This is a genomic window from Pyxidicoccus xibeiensis, assembly GCF_024198175.1.
Classification (GTDB): Bacteria; Myxococcota; Myxococcia; order Myxococcales; family Myxococcaceae; genus Myxococcus; species Myxococcus xibeiensis.
The window spans coordinates 214002-232745 of the sequence record NZ_JAJVKV010000010.1 but is presented as its reverse complement, the minus strand read 5'-3'; the positions used below and the strand labels follow the sequence as shown (position 1 = coordinate 232745).

12 protein-coding genes are annotated in these 18744 nt (G+C 72.6%); all 12 read left to right on the top strand.

All coding sequences use genetic code 11. From position 1 onward, the window contains the following. The first annotated feature begins 16 nt into the window (after positions 1-16). On the top strand, positions 17-661 hold the full coding sequence (pssA, locus tag LXT23_RS35325) for a CDP-diacylglycerol--serine O-phosphatidyltransferase (RefSeq protein ID WP_253984797.1): 645 nt from the start codon (positions 17-19) through the stop codon (positions 659-661). Positions 662-817: 156 nt separating this feature from the next. Beyond that, a complete protein-coding gene (locus LXT23_RS35320) occupies positions 818-3784 on the top strand; it encodes a choice-of-anchor D domain-containing protein (RefSeq protein WP_253984796.1) in 2967 nt (988 codons plus the stop codon). A gap of 209 nt (positions 3785-3993) precedes the next feature. Continuing rightward, on the top strand, positions 3994-4305 hold the full coding sequence (locus LXT23_RS35315) for a hypothetical protein (protein ID WP_256561500.1): 312 nt from the start codon (positions 3994-3996) through the stop codon (positions 4303-4305). Positions 4306-4437: 132 nt separating this feature from the next. After that, on the top strand, positions 4438-6969 hold the full coding sequence (locus tag LXT23_RS35310; protein WP_253984794.1) for a serine/threonine-protein kinase: 2532 nt from the start codon (positions 4438-4440) through the stop codon (positions 6967-6969). A gap of 18 nt (positions 6970-6987) precedes the next feature. Continuing rightward, positions 6988-9261 (top strand): serine/threonine-protein kinase, encoded by a 2274-nt coding sequence (locus LXT23_RS35305; protein WP_253984793.1) that lies wholly within the window; start codon positions 6988-6990, stop codon positions 9259-9261. Positions 9262-9483: 222 nt separating this feature from the next. Continuing rightward, complete coding sequence (locus LXT23_RS35300) at positions 9484-10008, top strand: MerR family transcriptional regulator (protein WP_253984792.1); 525 nt, start codon at positions 9484-9486, stop codon at positions 10006-10008. A gap of 44 nt (positions 10009-10052) precedes the next feature. Beyond that, the gene (locus tag LXT23_RS35295; RefSeq protein ID WP_253984791.1) at positions 10053-10544 is read left to right on the top strand and encodes a sigma factor-like helix-turn-helix DNA-binding protein; all 492 of its coding nucleotides are present in this window, start codon (positions 10053-10055) and stop codon (positions 10542-10544) included. 104 nt (positions 10545-10648) lie between these two features. Continuing rightward, positions 10649-12193 carry a bifunctional phosphoribosylaminoimidazolecarboxamide formyltransferase/IMP cyclohydrolase gene (gene purH / locus LXT23_RS35290; RefSeq protein WP_253984790.1) on the top strand — a complete coding sequence of 515 codons (1545 nt, stop codon included), beginning with the start codon at positions 10649-10651 and terminating at the stop codon, positions 12191-12193. Positions 12194-12196: 3 nt separating this feature from the next. Continuing rightward, complete coding sequence (locus LXT23_RS50210; protein ID WP_267146730.1) at positions 12197-15250, top strand: zinc-ribbon domain-containing protein; 3054 nt, start codon at positions 12197-12199, stop codon at positions 15248-15250. A 1-nt stretch (position 15251) separates the two neighbouring features. After that, positions 15252-16517: a phosphoribosylamine--glycine ligase gene (purD, locus tag LXT23_RS35280; protein WP_253984789.1), complete on the top strand. Its 1266-nt coding sequence runs from the start codon at positions 15252-15254 to the stop codon at positions 16515-16517. After that, entirely contained in the window at positions 16514-17623 is a 1110-nt protein-coding gene (locus LXT23_RS35275; RefSeq protein ID WP_253984788.1) for an LptF/LptG family permease, read from the top strand. The genes purD and LXT23_RS35275 overlap by 4 nt, the downstream gene beginning before the upstream one ends. Beyond that, positions 17620-18735: an LptF/LptG family permease gene (locus LXT23_RS35270; RefSeq protein WP_253984787.1), complete on the top strand. Its 1116-nt coding sequence runs from the start codon at positions 17620-17622 to the stop codon at positions 18733-18735. The genes LXT23_RS35275 and LXT23_RS35270 overlap by 4 nt, the downstream gene beginning before the upstream one ends. Positions 18736-18744 lie beyond the last annotated feature (9 nt).

Below are 18744 nucleotides of genomic sequence, written 5' to 3'. Positions count from 1 at the left end.
CTAGGAGAGCACGCATATGACGACCGAGCCGCCCGCAGCGCGCCGCCCGCGCCGCCACTTCTCGATGATCCGCACGTTCGTGCTCGCCGACTTCGTGACGCTCGGCAACGGCTTCGCGGGAGCCGGGGCCATCCTCTCCGCCATGCAGTTCCTGGCGTCGGGAGACAAGGGCTGGCTGTGGCTGGCCTTCGGGCTGATGCCCATGGCGCTGCTGCTGGACTTCCTGGACGGGCGCATCGCCCGGTGGCGCTTCAAGAAGTCGCCGCTGGGAGCGGACCTGGACTCGCTGGCGGACGTCATCTCCTTCGGCATGGCGCCAGCGGCGCTGGCCTTCGCGGTGGGGCTGCGCGGCGGGCTGGACGTGGCGGCGCTCCTCTACTTCGTCGCGTGCGGCATCAGCCGGCTGGCGCGCTTCAACGTCACCTCCGCGGAGCTGGCGGACGACACGGGGAAGGTGAAGTACTTCGAGGGGACGCCCATCCCCACCAGCCTGGCGCTCGTCATGGTGCTGGCGGTGGCCACCTGGAAGGACCGCATCGGCGCGGACCTGCTCGGCGGGGTGTGGGAGCTGGGGCCGGTGGTGCTCCACCCGCTCGCCCTGCTGTATGTGGCCAGCGGCAGCGCGATGATCAGCAAGACGCTGCGCATCCCGAAGATTTGAAAGGCGACAGGCGCGCGCCAGGGCGCCGGTTTTCCCATCCGTGGGTGGTTGCCCGCCCTGGTGTGGGTGCCTAGCTTCGCCACCGATCCGTACGTCCTCCACGGTGTGGGGAGAACGGCGGCCATGGGCGATGGTGGTGGGGAAGGGGTGGGAGCCATGACGGGGCGCTGGGCCAGTGTGGCCCTCGCGGTGGTGGTGCTGCTTGCCGGGTGCGCGGACCGGGACCGTTCGTCCCTCGCGGATGGACGGCTGACGGCCACCCCCGGGGGTGTGGACTTCCAGAAGGTGGCCATCTTCGACGCGCGCGAGGCGGAAATCTCGCTGCGCAACGTGGGCCGTGCGCGCATCAACGTGAACGAGGTCTGGGTGGAGGGGCCGGAGGGCTCCTACCAGGCGGAGTTCACCCATGAAGGGCCGCACAGCCTGCAGCCGGGGAGCGCGTGCACGCTGCGCGTGCGCTTCGCGCCGCCCAAGCCGGGGGCGCTGCCGGCCATGCTGGTGGTGAAGTCGGACACGCGAATCGAGCCGCTGCTGAAGGTTCCGCTGTCCGGCCTGGGCGTGGACGCGTGGGCGCGGCTGTCGCCCCGGCGGCTGGACTTCGGCCGAATTGAAGCGGACGCCAGCAAGACGCTGTCGCTCAGCCTGGAGAACCCCTCGGAGATGCCGGTGGAGGTGACGCCGCGGCTGGTGGGGGCGGACCGCGACGAGTTCGTGCTGGAGCCGGTGACGCTGGGCCCGGGCGAGAAGCGGGACGTGCCGGTGACGTTCAACCCGGTGCGCGTGGGCAGGAAGCAGGTGGCGCTGGCGATTGCGCCCTGCCGCGGCTGCGCGGACGTGCCGGTGCAGGTGGCCGCCGAGGCGCTGGAGCGCGCCGTGGTGGCCGAGCCGGAGGTGGTGGACTTCGGCGCGGTGCCGGTGGACCGCGAGTCCTACCGCGAGTCGCGCATCCGCAACATCAGCACCGAGCCGGTGACGGTGACGCGGCTGGCGCTGGAGGGCAAGGACGCGTCGTTCAGCCAGGCCAACCCCGGCTTCCCGCTGGTGCTGCAGCCCGGTGAGGTGCGCGGCTTCCAGCTGCGCTACAGCCCGGACCACCAGGGCCCGGCGCAGGACACCGCGCTGTACTTCGTGGAGAGCCGCCGCCACCCGACGCTGCCGGTGGGCATGAGGGGCTACGGCGGCGCGGCGGAGCTGTGCGTGTCGCCGCTGTCGTACGACTTCGGCAAGCAGCCGCTCGGCTCGAAGACGCGCGTCATCGTCAACGTGAAGAACTGCGGCTCGTCCAACGCGGGCGCGCTCACCCTCAACACGCTGGAGTGGCAGCCGGCGCCGGGTGGGGCGGTGCAATTCAACCACACGCCGCTGGCGCTGCCGCACACGCTGCAGCCGGGCCAGGAGGTCAACATCGCCGTCTTCTACGAGCCCACGCGCACGGGCGCGGCGACGGGCTCGCTGGTGATGACCACCAATGCCTTCTCCGCGGCCACCGTGCAGATGGACTTCCGCGGCCAGGCCGAGGAGCACGCGCCGTGCAACCTCTCCGTCACCCCGCTGGCGCTGGACTTCGGCACGGTGCCGCCGGCGCAGGGCGCGGTGCTGGGCGTGAAGCTGGAGAACCGGGGCACGGACCTGTGCCCGGTGAAGAACATCCGGCTGCGTGACGACGGCGGCGGCGTGTTCAGCCTGCCGGGCGGCGAGCTGTATGGCGGCATCATGTACCCCGGGGACTGGTTCAGCTTCCTGGTGGGCTTCCAGTCGCCTCCCGCGGGGGGCCAGTTCCTCGGCGAGCTGCAGGTGGAGCAGATGGACCCGGCCAACCCGGTCATCCTGGTGCCGCTGAAGGCGAACTCGCAGGCGGCGTGCCTGGTGGCGTCGCGCCGGTACCTGGACTGGGGCGTGGCGCGCCGCGACTGCCCCGCCGATCCGATGGAGGTGAACTTCCTCAACGCGTGCGCCGCGCCGGTGACGGTGGACAACGTGTCCATTGGCCCGGGCACCACGGACTCCGAGTTCGCCCTCCAGCGCGTGCCGGACCCGCTGCCCTTCACCCTGCAGCCCAACGAGGGCTTCACGGTGGGCGTGGAGTACTTCGCCCAGGTCTGGGGCCTCAACGTGTCGCCGCTGTACGTGAGCTCGAGTGACCTGCCGGCGCCGCTGCTGGTGCCGCTGATTGGCGAGTCCTCCAAGCGGGTGGAGAAGACGGACAACTTCGTCCAGCAGGACGTGAGCAAGGTGGACGTGCTCTTCGTGGTGGACAACACGGACTCCATGGCGGTGGAGCAGACCCGGCTGGTGGAGGCGGTGCCCACGTTCGTGGACACCGCGCTGGAGAAGAACGTCAACCTGCGCGTGGCCGTCACCACCACCGGCATCCAGACCGCGCCGCAGCCCAACCCGGCCGACAACTGCCCGGGTGGCGCTCTGGGCGGCGAGGCCGGCCGCTTCTTCCCGGCGGACAACACCTTCAACCGCATCCTCACGAGCGCCATGCCGGACCTGGCGGCGCAACTGCAGCGCAACGTGCAGGTGGGCAAGTGCGCGGAGGTGGAGGAGGGCTTCGAGGCCATGCGCCGCGCGCTGTCCCGGCCCCTGGTGAACAACGTGGATGACCCGCGCACCAGCCTGCCGCGCGACGGCAACGCCGGCTTCCTCCGCGAGGAGGCCGCGCTGGTGGTGCTCTTCGTCAGCGACGAGGACGACCACTCGCCCGACGCGGTGGAGACGTACGTGCAGTGGGCGCAGCAGCTCAAGGGCGAGAACCAGCCCCAGCGCGCCACCTTCTACGCGATTGCGCCTCCGGAGGAGGGCTGCGACACGGCGGGCGGCGCGGGCACGCGCTACGCGGAGGCGACGACGCGCACGGGAGGCGAGGTGGTGAGCGTCTGCGCCCCCGACTACCGGCCGCTGCTGCGCGCGGTGGCGGACAAGGCCTTCTCCGCGCAGAGCCGCTTCCCGCTCAGCGAGGTGCCGGAGCCGGGCAGCGTGGTGGTGACGGTGAACGGCACGGCGGTGACGGGCGGCTGGCGCTACGACGGCGCCACCAACAGCGTCGTGTTCGACGTGGTGCCGGCGCCGGGCGCGCGCATCGCCATCACCTATCGCCGCTCGTGCGACTCGCTGTAGGGCAGGCAGGCGGGCAGCAGGTGTAACGCACCGGATGGCCGGGCCATCCACCCCTCGACGGTCATGTCAGTCCCAGGTGCTACAGGTCTGCACCTGCCTGTGCGAATGACCAGAAAATTGGAGGGGACCTTCCGGTGTGTACCCTGAGGTCGTACCCGCTGCTGCCGAGGAGGCACCCGGTGAGCTCCCGTGATGACGAAGGAACGACGATGACCGCAGCCCGCTCGCCCGTGCGAGCGGGGGGACTGCGGGTCATCCGGGGGGAAGGGCAGCGGAGAGAAGAGCCGCTCGCTTCCCGGGACGCCGTGGCGCGGGTGCTGATGGAGGCCGGGGCGGACATGCTGCTGAGGCGCATCACCCCGACGCGGGCGGCGGAAATCGAGCGCAGGGTGGACCGGGTGCTCGACCTGTTCGACCGGGTGGATGCCGCCCCGGTGCTGATGCCGGTGCTGAAGCGCCACCTGGACGAGCTGGAAGCGCTGATGCGGGAGACCCGCGAGGTTCGGGCCGCCCGGCGCTAGCTGCCGGGTCGGGTCGCCTCACGCGGACAGTCGTTTGACCCCCCTGGCCGGTGCGCTTACCCTGGGGTCCTCTCCGCGTCCCGACCCCGTTGGCCACTTGTGGTGGCAGCCTGGGGGAGCGGTCAGCTCGCCGTGTCCATCGAAACCTATGGCCGCTACCAGCTCCTGAAGCGACTCGCCACGGGCGGGATGGCGCAGATCTACCTTGCGCGGCGCCAGGGCCCGGAGGGCTTCGAGAAGCTGCTGGTCGTCAAGCGCATCCTTCCGCACCTCGCGGAGAACGACGACTTCGTCAAGATGTTCCTGGACGAGGCGCGCATCGCCGCCCGGCTCAACCACGCCAACGTGGTGCAGATCTTCGACCTGGGCGCGCAGGACGACTCGTTCTTCATCGCCATGGAGTACATCCACGGCGAGGACGTGCGGCGGCTGTGGAAGCACTCGGAGCTGTCAGGCCAGCCGCTGCCGGTGCCGCTGGTGTGCCGCATCCTCATCGAGGCGTGCGCGGGGCTGGACTACGCGCACAAGCGGACGGACCCGACCACCGGGCGGCCGCTGGGCATCGTCCACCGGGACGTGTCCCCGCAGAACATCCTGGTGACGTTCGAGGGTGGGGTGAAGGTGGTGGACTTCGGCATCGCCAAGGCGGCGGACCAGGCCACCGTCACGCGCTCCGGGGTGCTGAAGGGGAAGTATTCGTACATGTCGCCGGAGCAGGCGGCGGGGCAGCGCGTGGACTGCCGCGCGGACATCTTCGCGCTGGGCGTCGTCCTGTACGAGCTGCTCACCGGCACGCGCCTGTTCAAGCGTCCCACGGACATCCAGACGCTGTCGGCGGTGTCCGAGTGCCGCGTGGTGCCGCCCTCGCACGTGACGACGCGCGTGCCCGCGGACCTGGACGCCATCGTCCTCAAGGCGCTCGCGAAGGAGCCGGCGGACCGCTACCAGGAGGCGGTGCACCTCCAGCTGGCGCTGGAGGACTGGCTCACCGCGAACCGGCTGCCGTCTTCGGCCGCGCACCTGTCCGCGTTCATGAAGCAGCTGTACGCGGAGCGGCTGATGGAAGAGGCCCGCTCGGGAGAGGTCGTGGTGGAGGACTCCGGCGAGTCGCCCGCCCCGCCCATGCCTCCGCGGCCGGACCCCGCCGCGCGCCGCACGGGCCTGAAGCCGGCGCTGCGTCCGCCGACGCATACCGAGGACGCGACGGCCGCGCTGCGGCCCAGGGCTCCCGCCAGGGCGGGCCGGCCGGAGTCTGAGCCGGAGCCGGAGCGGCCCCCCGCGAGGCAGACGGGCGCACGCCGCGCGCTGGATGCGACGGGGGGTGAGCGGCCCTCTCGCACTGCGGAGCCGGCGGCCGGCGAGCGGCCCTCGCGCACCCAGGAGCTGACGACGGGCGAGCGGCCCTCACGCGCGGGGATGGGGGCGGTGCCCTCGCCGTTCCACGTGGAGGAGGAGGCGCCGACGGTGGACGGACGCGCCGCTTCACGGGCGACGCTGACGGACGTGAAGCTGGGCGTGACGCCGCCGCCGGTGATGGACGTGCGCGCCGCCCCGCGGGTGACGCCCCATCCGATGAGGCTGGATGCACGTCCTCCGGTGGAGGTGGAGGAGGACGCGCCCACGCTGGCGATGCCGGAGCTGGCGCGGCCCTCGCGCGTGGTGGTGTCGGTGCCGCAGGAGCACGAGGCCGAGGAGGACGCACCCACGCTGTCGCTGGGCATGTCGCGTCCGGCCCGGCCCCACCCGGCCCCGGTGCGTCCGGGAGCGGTGGCCGCGCAGCAGGCGGCGCCCGCCGAGCCCCGGCGGAGCGGGTGGCTGGTGGGCGTGGGCCTGCTGGTGGTCGTGGCGGTGATTGCCACGCTGGCGTGGGCCTGGCCCCGGACTCCGCCCGCGACGGTGCGGCTGGAGACGCTGCCGCCGGGGGCCACGGTGGTCCTCGAGGGCCGGACGCTCGTGGAGCGCACGCCGCTGGTGTTGCCTCCGCTGGCGGCCGGCAGCTACCCCGTGGTGGTGACGCGCGAGGGCTACCAGGAGCTGCGGACCACGGTGGAGGTTCCCGCCACGGGCACGGCGTCGCCCGGGTTGCTGCGGCTGGTGCCCGTGACGGCGATGCCGCCGCCCGCGCCGGTGACTCGCGCGGCGTCCACGGCGGCTGAGCCGGCCGCGAGCCCGCGGGTGCGGCTGCGGGTGGAGGCGGAGCCTGCCGACGCCGTCGTCATCGTGGACGGCCAGCGGCGGGGCCCGGCGCCGGTGGTGCTGGAGGCGGAGCCCGGGAAGGACGTGGCGGTGCGGGTGGAGGCGGCGAAGCACCAGCCACGCAGCCGCACCCTCAAGGTGGGCGCGGGGCCCGAGCAGGTGGAGCGCTTCGTGCTGGAGCCGGAAGCCCGGCCCGCCGCGTCCCCGGCGCCGAGCACCCGGGAGCGCGGGGCCCGGACCGAGTCCCGCTCGGAGGGGCGCATGGCCCGGGTCCGCTTCGCGGTGCAGCCGTGGGCGGAGGTGACGTGCGGCGGGAGGCGGCTGGGGGAGACGCCCTTCGAGGCCGTGGAGCTCCGCGTGGGCACCTATGACTGCAAGTTCTTCAATCCCGACCTCAAGCAAACGCTCAATCGGCGTATCGAGGTCAAGCCCATCGACATCAATGTCGTGAGCGTGAAGTTCGAGTAGCCCTCTTCCGGAAACCCCGTGACGCTCGAAGCCGGCACCCACATCGGCAAGTACGTCGTCCGCCGCAAGCTCGCCGAAGGCGGGATGGCGGAGATCTACCTGTGCACGGCGCGCGGGCCGGAGGGCTTCGAGAAGGAAGTCGTCATCAAGCGGGTCCGCGTCTTCCTCGCGAGCGACCCGGAGTTCGTGGGGATGTTCATCGCGGAGGCGCGGCTGGCCTCGCGGCTGAACCACGCGAACGTGGTGCAGATCTTCGACTTCGACAAGCACCAGGACACGTACTACCTGGCCATGGAGTACGTGCGCGGCTGCTCGCTGTGGGAGCTGCGCAAGAAGAGCAAGGAGCTGATGGAGCCGGTGCCGCCGGTGCTGGTGGCGCACATCGGCGCGGAGGTGGCGCGAGGGCTGCACTACGCGCACCGGGTCAAGGTGAACGGGCAGCCGCTGGACCTGGTGCACCGGGACGTCACCCCGCACAACGTGCTGCTGTCCTACGACGGGGCGGTGAAGCTGACGGACTTCGGCATCGCCAAGGCGGGGAAGGTGCTGACCCAGCCGGGCGTGCTCAAGGGCAAGTTCGCGTACATGTCCCCGGAGCAGGCCCGTGGCGAGGCCGTGGACGCGCGCACGGACATCTTCGCGCTGGGCGTGGTGCTGTGGGAGATGCTCACGGGCGGGCGGCTGTTCGACGGTGACTCCGAGGTGGCGGTGCTGCGCGCGGTGCAGCAGAGCGCCATTGCGCCTCCGGCCCGCCTCAACCCGGACGTGCCCGCGGACCTGGACGCCATCGTGGTGCGGGCGTTGGACAGGGACCCGGCGGCCCGCTTCCAGACGGCCGGTGAGCTGGAGCGCGCCCTGGCCCAGTGCGTGCTGAAGCACGCCAGGACGGTGGACGACACGGACCTGAGCGCCTTCATGCGGCGCCTGTTTCCCAGCAGCCACACCCAGGCCCTGCCCGCCGTGCAGGAGCGGACCCACGTCGAGAGCGCGCCGCAGCCCCGGGGAGAGGACGCGGCTGGCTCCGCGCCTCGCGAGCCCACCGCGGTGATGCCCGGAGTCGCCGGTGGACGCGGTGCCGGGGTGGCGCCATCTCCCGACGAGGACGTCAATGCGGCCACCTTCGTGCTGGCGCGCAGGGCGGCGGAGCAGGGCGCCGTGCCGCTGCCGCCGATGGCCACGCCGATGATGCCGCTGCCGGCGGTGGCGTCGTCTCCGGTGCCTCGTGCGCCCATGCCGCCCGTGGCCGCGCCCATCGCCGCGGTCCGCTCCAGTCGTCCGGAGGGCACCCCGGCCGTGTCCCCGCCCGAGGCAGGGGAGGGGAGCGGGAAGCGGACGAGCCAGCCCGAGGGCGTGTCGTCCGTGGCGACGGGCTCGGGTGCGAAGCCCCCGAGTCGTCCGGAGGGTGTGTCGTCCGTGGTGACGGGCCCGGGCGCGGGGCCCTCCAACCGACCGGAGCGGATGTCGTCCTTGGGGAGTGGTTCGGGCGCGAAGCTCCCGAGTCGTCCGGAGGGTGTGGCGTCTGTGTCCGCGCAGGGGGTGGACGCTTCTTCCGGAGCGAGGACCGACGCGAAGACTCCGAGCCGGCCGGAGGGGGCGTCCTCGCTCGGACCGGACGCGCAGGAAGACGCCGGGTTGTCGACGGAGCCGGCGGAGGCCGGACGCTCGGGTCGCGAGGTTCCCGCCACCCACGAGCCCGACGCCGCAGCGCACGGGAAGTCCGTGTCGAGCCGGCGTCCCTGGGCGCTGGGACTGGCCGCCGTGCTGGGCCTGGCGGCCATCGCGGGCGGCATCGCGGTGATGGGCTCCCAGTCGAAGCCCGCGCCCGCCGGGCCTCCTCCCACCACGGTGACTGAGCGCGCCGCCACCCCTCCGTCCACGGCCTCGGCCCCCGCCGAAGCGCCCCCGGGAACCGCCGCCAACGACGCGCGGACTCCGGCGGGCCGCGCGAGCGCCGACTCCGAGGCCGAAGTCGAGGGGCTGAAGCGCGAGGAGTCCCTGGCCGCCGTGCCCACGCCCGCGGCCGGAGAGTCTCGGCCCGCTCCCAGTGAGCCGCAGGAGGGCCGGGCCGCGGCCGTCTCCACGGGCACGCTCCAGGTGCAGGCCGCGCCCTACGCCACCGTCTTCCTCAACGGGAAGCGCCAGGGCGAGGTCGCCGGCCGCGCCACGTACAAGCTGCCCCCTGGCACCTACAAGCTCGTCTTCGAGCACCCGTCCGGCGGCAAGCAGTTCGACGTCACCATCACCTCTGGCACCACGGTGACCCGCGAGTTCCGCGCGTCCAAGGGCCGCTGAAACGTCATCCATCCAACGTTCATGAAGGGCCGGCGCGCGCTGGCCCCGTCCAGGCCCCGTTCCGGGCGCGCTGAAGGGCGTTTCGCGACCCGCCGGGCCCTGGCCGGCCCCCGGTTTCGAGCGTCCTGAATCGGCCGCCATCGTCCAGGCCTGTAGCAGTCTGCCTTGACTCCAACGATCCACTCTGGCACTCAGTGGCCTCCATTCAGTAGCCTATATTCAATGGAATCGATTGACCTGCTGGCACCCGAGGAGATTGCCCGGATCGAGCGCGAGAACGCGGGCGGTCTGCCCGCGAGCGCCATCCTGGAGATCTTCCGTCCACGGGGCGTGCGGCTGTCGGAAGCGACGTTCCGCAAGTACGTGCAGGCGGGGCTGCTACCGCGCAGCCGCCGCGTGGGCCGCAAGGGGAAGCATCAGGGGAGCCGGGGGCTGTACCCGGTGGAGGCGGTGCGCCGCATCAATGTCATCAAGAAGATGATGGCGGAGGGGCACACGCTGGAGGACATCAAGCGCTCCTACGTCTTCCACCGCAATCATATCGACCAGTTGGAGCGGGACCTGGCCGGTCTATTGGATGGGTTCCAGGAGGAGCTTGGGGATAGGGCCTTCGGGGGGGAGCACCGGCGTACGCTCGAGGCGGAGTTGGCAACACTGCGGCAAAGAGCGCAGGATCTGGTACGGGACGTGTCCCGGCTGGGTAGCGCCGTGACCGCACGCGCAGACGAAACCATCCGTTCGCAATAAGATGCCGGCCCGGAACCGGGTAGACTGGCCTCAGTGGAGGGGACATGTCGGAAGTGAAGCAACTGCAGGAGGAGGGCGGGGACCAGGAGACGGGCGAGGCGCAGGAGCGCCGTCGCTCCAAGACCATGTCGCGCAAGGAGATGGCGCGCGACCTGCGTCGGCGGCGTCTCACCGGTCAGGTGGACCCGGAAGAGGCGGACCTGCTGAAGCAGATGGACGACACGCGTCCGCGCACCCGCGCCGACTGCGTCAACGGTCCGCGGCCGTGCATGTTCGTGTCCTGCAAGCACAACCTCTACCTGGACGTGAATCCGGAGACGGGGTCCATCAAGCTGAACTTCCCGGACAAGGAAATCTGGGAGCTGGAGCACACCTGCGCCCTGGACGTGGCGGAGAAGGGCGGCATCACCCTCGAGGAGGTGGGGGAGATCATGAACCTCACCCGTGAGCGCATCCGCCAGGTGGAGACGCGCGGCCTGATGAAGCTGCGCGAGGCCACCGAGGCCGAGCCGCCCGTCTCGGCCCGCAAGCCCTGAAGGTCCGGGCGGCTTCCGCCCGTCGACGGAGGGCCTACGTGTTGCGTTGACACCCCAGGGGGTGGTTGCTAGGACCGCCGCTCCCCGCACACCGAGGCGCACACGTGCTGGCTCTCCTCAGCGTTTCCGACAAGCGAGGTCTGGTTCCATTCGCCCAGGGCCTCGTTCGCCTGGGCTTCCGGCTGCTCTCCACGGGAGGCACGCTGGAGGCGCTCAAGGGCGCGGGCGTGCCCGCGACGAAGGTCTCCGAGCACACGCAGAGTCCCGAAATCCTCGGCGGCCGCGTGAAGACGCTCCACCCCCGCATCCACGGCGGCATCCTCGGCCGCACGGAGCTGGAGTCGGACCGGGCGGAGATGAAGGCGCACGGCATCGAGCCCATCTCCCTGGTCGCGGTGAACCTGTATCCGTTCCGCCAGACGGTGGCGTCGGGCGCGGCGGAGGCGGACGTCATCGAGCAGATTGACATCGGCGGGCCGGCCATGGTGCGCGCGTCCGCGAAGAACTTCCGCAGCGTGGCCGTGGTGGTGGACCCGGACGACTATCCGGCGGTGCTCGCGGAGCTGGAGCAGCAGAAGTCGGTGGGCGAGGACACGCGGCGCAAGCTGATGCGCAAGGCCTTCGCGCACACCGCGGCCTACGACGCGTCCATCTCCGCATGGCTGTCCGGCGGCGCGGGCGAGCCGTTCCCCGGCGAGCTGTCACTGGCCTACCAGAAGGCGCAGGACCTGAGGTACGGGGAGAACCCGCACCAGCGCGGCGCCTTCTACCGCGAGCACTCGGCGCCGGCGGAGCCCACGGTGGCCTTCGCGAAGGTGCTGCAGGGCAAGGAGCTCTCGTACAACAACATCCTGGACCTGGATGCGGCGCTGGGGCTGCTGCTGGAGTTCCCGGAGAAGCCCGCCGCGGTCATCATCAAGCACAACACCCCGTGTGGCGTGTCGGTGGATGACTCGCTGGTGAAGGCGTACCGCACGGCGCGTGCGGTGGACGAGGTGTCCGCCTTCGGCGGCATCGTCGCGCTCAACCGCGAGGTGGACGAGGCCACGGCCCAGGTCATGGCGGAGACGTTCCTGGAGGCGGTCATCGCCCCCACGTACTCACCCGCGGCCCTCCAGGTCCTGGCGGCGAAGAAGAACCTGCGGCTGCTGGAGGCGGGTCCGGCGCTCGCCTCACCCCAGGCCCGGCCGAGGGCCCAGCTGGACGCCAGGAGCGTGTCCGGCGGGCTGCTCCTCATGGACCGGGATGCGCGCGAGCCGGAGCTGAGCTGGAAGGTGGTCTCCAAGCGGGCGCCCACCCCGGAGGAGGAGCGGGCGCTGCGCTTCGCCTGGAAGGTGTGCAAGCACGTGAAGAGCAACGCCATCGTGTTCGCCTCAGGGGACCAGCTGCTGGCCCAGGGCGGCGGGCAGACGAACCGGGTGGACTCGGTGCGAATCGCGATGCAGCGGGGCGGAGGGGCGCTCAAGGGGAGCGCCGTGGCCTCGGATGCCTTCTTCCCCTTCCGGGACGGCCTGGACGAGGCGGCCCGGGCCGGGGCCACCTGTGTCGTCCACCCGGGCGGTTCTGTCCGGGACGCGGAGGTCATCGCCGCCGCGGACGAACATGGGATGGCCATGGTGCTGACGGGAGTGCGACACTTCCGTCACTGAATCATGCGCATCGTCTGTCAGAAATGCGCGGCCGCCTACGCGATCGATGATCGACTGATCACCGCCAAGGGCGTCCGTGCGCAGTGTCCCCGCTGCCGGAACCTGCAGCTCGTCCGGCGCGATCCCACGGCTGCGCCCGCAGAGGGCGCGCCGGCTCCCACGCCGCAGCCCGCGGCGCCCCAGGCTCCCGCGGCGGCCAGTCCCTCGCCGCAGGCCGCGCCCGTGGATGACCTCTTCGGCGACTTCGGGTCACCGGCTCCAGCCGGTCCGGCACCCAAGGCCGCCGCGGCTCCAGCCGGTCCGGCACCCAAGGCCGCCGCGGCTCCGGCCGGCCCGGCGCCCAGGGCCGCTGCCGCGCCCCGGCCCGCGCAGGGGGCCGCCGCTCCAGGCTCGGACCTGTTCGCCGACTTCGGCGCGATGCCGACGCCGAGCCCCTCGCTGGCGCCGCCGGTGGACCCGTTCGCCGACCTGGGCGCCGCCGCTCCTCCGGCCGCCGCTGCGTCGCCCGGAGAGGACCCGCTGCTCGACTTCCTCGGGCCGGCGCCCGCCTCGCCTCCCGCGCCGGTGGCCCGGATTTCGTCGGCTCCCGGAGCGGTGCCCGTCCCGGTGTCGCCTCCGTCCGCGGCGGCGCCTCCGCCCCGGGCGGCCGCTCCGGCTCCCGCCGCGCCCAGACCGGCGACGGCGGGGTGCCGCTCCTGTGGGAAGCCGCTGACGGACTCCTTCGACCAGGCGCTCGGCATGTGTGACGAGTGCCGGCAGCAGGGAGGCTCCGCGCCGGCGTCCGGCGCCAGGGCCGCGCCCCAGGAGCCCGCGTCGGCGGGCATGGACTTCCTGCCGCCGCTCACGGCGCTGGAGGAGGGCTCCACGCCCGCGCCGACGTCCGAGCCCCGAGGGGGGCCGAGGTCCTCCGGCGCGCCGGGCCTGGGCGCCGAGCCCCGGAGCAGCCCGCGCATCCCCATCAGCACCGACATCATCCCCGACATGGGGCCCGAGCCGGGCAGCGGCCGCCGCGCCGCCGTGCCGGCGCTGGGACCCGAGTCGCGCAGTGGCTCCCGCACCCTCACCAACTCCGGCATCCGCTCGGGCTCGGCGCAGGTCCAGGAGGCGGGCCGCTCGCCGGGAGGACGCGGGCGGGGCCTGCTGCTGGGCGTGCTCGCGCTGCTGCTCGTCGGTGGTGGGGCCGGGGCTTTCTATCTCTACCAGCAGCAGCAGGCCGCGGCCCGCCGCAACGCGCCGCCCCCCGCGCCCGCGCCCATCCCCGAAGCGGTGCAGGCCGCGGTGTCGCGCTGGAAGCTGAAGTACCTGGAGCTCACGGGCACCAGCGCGGAGCGGCTCGAGGAGGGGCGCAAGCAGCTGGCCAGCGACGAGCGCGCCGCCTACGCCGAGGCGGAGGAGTCCTTCCAGCAGGCGCTGCTCCTGGACCCGCGCAGCGACGAGGCCATCGTCGGCTACGTGCAGGCGCTGTCGCTGGGGCGTGGCGCCGGCATGGATGACGCCACGTTCAAGTCGGCGCGAGCGCTGGTGGAGGTCGCGGAGTCGCGCTCCGGCCGCACGGCGTCCGTGCTGCTGGCGCATGCGAACCTGCTGCTGGCCCGCTCGCGGCAGGCGGACCTGCTGGAGCAGGCACGCTCGCTGGCGAAGGAGTCCCTGGACCTCGAGGGGGTGTCGGACGCGCAGAAGGCCGAGGCCCATCTGGTGCTGGGGCGTGCCTACCTGTCCTCGTCGCGCGAGCTGGCGCGTGGCCACTTCGACTCGGCGCAGCAGCTGGCGCCGGACCTGAAGCGCGTGCCGTTCTACCGCGCGCTCGCGCACGAGGCCGCTGGCGAGTACTCGCTCGCGCTGGCGACGCTGCGCAAGCGCCTGGCGTCGAACCCGAACGACTGGGACAGCCTGGCGGCCACCTCGCGCATCTACCAGGAGGTGGGAGAGCCGGCGGAGGCGCGGCGGCTGTACGAGGCTCGCGCCAAGGCGGAGCCCGGCGAGCTGCGCGCGCTGCTGCCGCTGGCCATGCTGCGCTACCAGACGGAGGGCAGCGCCCCCGCCGCGGTGCGCGAGCTGCGCGCGCTGCTGAAGAACCGCGCCCAGTACGAGAACGCCGAGGAGGCCGAGGTGCTGGTGCACCTGGCCGCGGCGGAGCGCGCCAGCAACAACCCGGACGCGGCGGCGAAGGCAGCGGAGGAGGCCCTGCAGCAGGTGAAGGGGCTGCCCGAGGCGCACTTCCAGCTCTTCCTGGTGGCGCTGGGGCGCCGCGACGCCGCGAAGGCGCGGGAGCACCTGGCCGGCTTCCAGGGGCGGCTGGAGGACCCGGCGCTGGAGCTGGTGCTCGAGGGCCGGCTGCTGCTGCTGGAGAAGAAGGCCCCGGACGCGCTGGAGCGCTTCCAGGAGGCGGTGAAGCAGGACGACCGGCGGCTGGACGCGCGGCTGCTGGCCGGAGTCGCGGCCGCGAGCGCGAAGCGGCGGGACGATGCGTTCCGCGCGCTGCACCAGGCCCTGCTGTCGGACCCGCTGCGGCTGGAGCCCCGGCCGGTGGCGACGCGCTTCTGGCTACGGCCGGGGGAGACGGTGCAGGGCGTGGAGGGTGTCATCCTCGCGCTGGCCGCGGGCCCCGAGGACCCGTCCCCGCTGCTGTACGAGGGCCTGCTGCGCTTCCACCAGGGCAACCCGGAGGCGGCGGAGCGCCACTTCCGCAACGTGCTGGAGGTGGACCCCAGCAATGCGGGAGCGCTGGCGTACCGGGCGCTCATCGCGCTGGCCGAGCGCAACGCCACCGAGGCACGGGGCCTGGCGACACAGGCCGTGGAGGGGGGGCGGCAGATGCCCATCGCCCACCTGGCCCTCGGCCTGGCGCTGGCGGACGCGCGGCAGGTGGAGCCCGCCAAGCGTTCCCTGCGGGAGGCGGCGAAGCTGTCGCCCTCCCTGCTGTCGGCGCGGGCGCGGCTGGCGGAGCTGGAGGCGCCGGCGCGGCGCGACGAAGCGCGAAACACCCTGGTGACGGTGGTGGGGTTGGACCCGTCGTACCTCCCCGCCAAGAGGATGCTCTTCCAGTTGGAACGGTGAGGTGGATGTGAAGGTCCTGCTGCTCGGTTCCGGAGGCCGTGAGCACGCGCTCGCGTGGAAGCTGTCCCAGAGCCCCCGGCTCACCCGGCTGCTGTGCGGCCCGGGCAACCCTGGCACCGCGCGGCTGGCCACCAACGTGCCCGTGCGGCCGGACGCGCCGGACGAGGTGGTGGCGCTGGCGAAGCGCGAGGCGGTGGACCTGGTGGTGGTGGGGCCCGAGGCGCCGCTGATGGCGGGCGTGGCGGACGCGCTGGCGAAGGCGGGCATCCCCTGCTTCGGCCCGGTGGCGGGCGCCGCCCTCATCGAGGGCTCCAAGGCCTTCGCGAAGGAAATCATGGCCGAGGCGGGCGTGCCCACCGCGGCCTTCCGCACCTTCACGGACGTGGCCGAGGCGGAGGCCTACGCCGTGGAGCAGGGCCGCATCGTCGTGAAGGCGGACGGCCTGGCGGCGGGCAAGGGCGTCATCGTGGCCCACGACGTGGCGGCCGCGCGCGACGCGGTGCGCGCGGTGGGCGCCATGGGCGCGGCCGGCCAGCGCATGGTGCTGGAGGAGCTGCTGGAGGGCGAGGAGGTCTCCGCCATGGCCCTGTGTGACGGCGAGCGCTACGCGATGCTCGCGCTGTCGCAGGACCACAAGCGGGTGGGCGACGGGGACACCGGGCCCAACACCGGCGGCATGGGGGCCTACGCCCCGGCGCCCTTCCTGTCCGCTGCCCAGCTGGCCGAGGTGGGGGAGCGCGTGGTCGCTCCGACGCTGGCCGTGCTTCGTCGGCGTGGACTGCCGTTCCGGGGCGTGCTGTACGCAGGGCTGATGCTCACGCGCAGCGGGCCGAAGGTGCTGGAGTTCAACGCGCGCTTCGGCGACCCGGAGACCCAGGTGCTGATGATGCAGCTCGGCGAGGACCTGCTGCCGCTGCTGGACGCGTGCGCGCGGGGCCGGCTGGAGGCCCGTCCGCTGGTGTCCGCCCCCGGTGCGTCCGTGGGCGTGGTGCTGGCGGCGCAGGGGTACCCGGATGCGCCTCGCAAGGGGCAGCGCATCACCGGGCTGGACGCGGTGCCGGCGGACGCGACGGTGTTCCTGGCCGGCGTGGAGGAGCAGGACGGCGCGCTGGTGACGAGCGGCGGCCGGGTGATGACGGTGTGCGCGCGGGGCGAGGACCTGGCGAGGGCGCGGGAGCGGGCCTACGCGGCGGCGGCGGCCGTGCGCTTCGACGGCATGCACCTGCGCCGGGACATCGGCGCGCGAGGGATGAAGGCGGCTTTGTGAAGCACGTCACGCGCTACCTGCTCAGGGAGCTGCTGGTGCCGCTCGGGGTGTGGGTGGCGTTCATGTTCCTGCTCCTGTTCGTCATGCAGTTCCTGCGGGGCACGGACGTGCTGCTGGGCTCCTCGGTGACGCTGGTGGACCTGGGGCGGCTGCTGGCGTACCTGACGCCGCACTTCCTGATGATGGCGCTGCCCATCGCCTTCCTGCTGGCCATCCTCCTGGGGCTGGGCCGGCTGGGCGAGGACCGGGAAATCACCGCCCTCCAGTCGCTGGGAATCGGGCCGATGCGCCTGCTCGCCGCGCCCATGGGGGTGGCGGTGGCCCTCAGCGCGCTGATGCTGCTGATTACGTCCACCGCGCAGCCGTGGGGCCTCACCGGCGTGAAGGAGCTGGTGAGCGAGGTCATCCGGAAGAACGTGGTGGGTGACGTGAAGTCCGGCGTCTTCTACGAGGACCTGAGTGACTTGACGTTGTACGCGGAGCGGGTGTCGGCGGACGGGCGCTGGACGAACGTGCTGCTGCACGACGACCGCGAGGCGAGCGCGCCGCTGCTGGTGCTGGCGCACCGCGGCCGGGTGGGGACGACGAGCCGCGGCGAGGTGCTGCGCTTCGCCCTGGAGGATGGGGAGGTCCACCGCTCCGGAGGCGCGAGCGAGGACTACAGCGTCATCCACTTCGACAACGCGGAGATCAGCGTGGGCGTGGGCGCCTCCATGGGCAAGCGCAGCCGCTTCACGTCGGCGAAGGAGGAGCTGACGCTCGCGGAGCTGTCGCAGGTGGCGCGCGAGGCGGAGGCCCGCGGCGGCGACCCGCGCTCGTTCCGCATGGCGCTGCACAGCCGGCTGGGCAACGCGCTGGCGCCCATCGCCTTCGCGCTGCTGGGCACGCCGCTGGCCATCGGCCGGAGGCAGTCGGGGCGGGCGTGGGGGTATCTGTTCACGCTGGGCGGGTATGTCCTCTACTACGTGCTGAGCCGCGCCTTCGAGCAGCTGGGGCAGCAGGGGAAGCTGCCCGTGGAGCTGGCGGGGCAGCTGGCCAACCTCCTCTTCATGCTGGTGGGCGCGGTGGCGCTGTACCGGGTGAACCGCTCGGGGTCGGTCCGGTGAGGAACACGCTCTTCGGCTACGTGGTGCGCACGTACCTGCGCTTCGCGCTGGGCATCCTCTTCGGCCTGGTGCTGGTCTTCGTGGTGGTGGACTTCGTGGACCGCGCGAAGTCGTACACGGGGCCGGGCTGGGTGGCGGACGCGGCGAAGCTGTACGCGTACAAGGCGCTGGTGGCGATACAGCAGCTGGGGCCGGCGGCGCTGCTGCTGGCGGCGGGCACGGCGGTGTCCGCGCTGCGCAAGCAGGGCGAGGTGACGGCGATTCGCGCGCTGACCTTCGGCCCGTCCGCGCTGTACCTGCCCATCCTGGTGTGCTCGCTGCTGTCGTGCGTGGGGCTGGTGGCCTTCGACGAGCTGGTGGCGACGCGAGCCGGCAGGCGCGTGGACGAAATCACCACCCAGCGCTTCAACCGCTGGGGCGACTGGCGCCTGCACTACTCGCCGAAGCAGTGGTTCCGGCGTGGGGACCGCATCTTCTTCCTGCGTGCGGGCAGCGCGCAGGACGGCTTCCAGGACGTGTCCATCTTCCAGGTGTCGAAGGAGTTCGAGCTCGTGAAGCGCCTGGACGCGGCGGAGATGCACCCGGTGGAGGGCACGCGCTGGCGGCTCGTCGACGTGGTGGAGCGCGGCTTCGCGGGCGAGGGGCGCACGTCGGTGCGGCTGTTGGAGGAGGCCGAGTACGACCTGGGCGTGGCGGGCACGTCGTTCCGCATCCGTCCGGGGCGGCCGGAGCAGATGCGGGTGGCGGAGCTGCGGGAGCAGATTGAGGCGCGCAGGGAGGTGGGGCTGGAGACGCGCCAGTTCGCGCTCGCGTTCCACAACCGCTTCGCCTACCCCATGGCGGCGCTGCCCGCGGCGCTGCTCGGGGTGGGGCTGGCGCTGCGCTCGAGCCGGAGGGGCCACCTGACGGCGGCCATCGTGGAGGGCCTGCTGACGGCGGTGGCCATGTGGGGGCTGATGGTGGTGTGCCGCACGCTGGTGCTCACCGGGAGGCTGGCGCCGGTGGTGGCCGCGTGGATGCCCGCCTTCCTGCTGCTGGTGGTGGCCGGGGCGGTGTGGCTGCGGCGGGAGGGGTGGCTGCACCTGCCGCGTCGCTGGCTGACGGTGAGATAGCGTGGCGCC

Bases quoted from the DNA above. Each gene is read 5' to 3' on its own strand.
- LXT23_RS35300 (WP_253984792.1), top strand. From the start codon at position 9,484: ATGGAATCGATTGACCTGCTGGCACCCGAGGAGATTGCCCGGATCGAG.
- pssA (WP_253984797.1), top strand. From the start codon at position 17: ATGACGACCGAGCCGCCCGCAGCGCGCCGCCCGCGCCGCCACTTCTCG.
- LXT23_RS50210 (WP_267146730.1), top strand. From the start codon at position 12,197: ATGCGCATCGTCTGTCAGAAATGCGCGGCCGCCTACGCGATCGATGAT.
- LXT23_RS35315 (WP_256561500.1), top strand. From the start codon at position 3,994: ATGACCGCAGCCCGCTCGCCCGTGCGAGCGGGGGGACTGCGGGTCATC.
- LXT23_RS35295 (WP_253984791.1), top strand. From the start codon at position 10,053: ATGTCGGAAGTGAAGCAACTGCAGGAGGAGGGCGGGGACCAGGAGACG.
- LXT23_RS35320 (WP_253984796.1), top strand. From the start codon at position 818: ATGACGGGGCGCTGGGCCAGTGTGGCCCTCGCGGTGGTGGTGCTGCTT.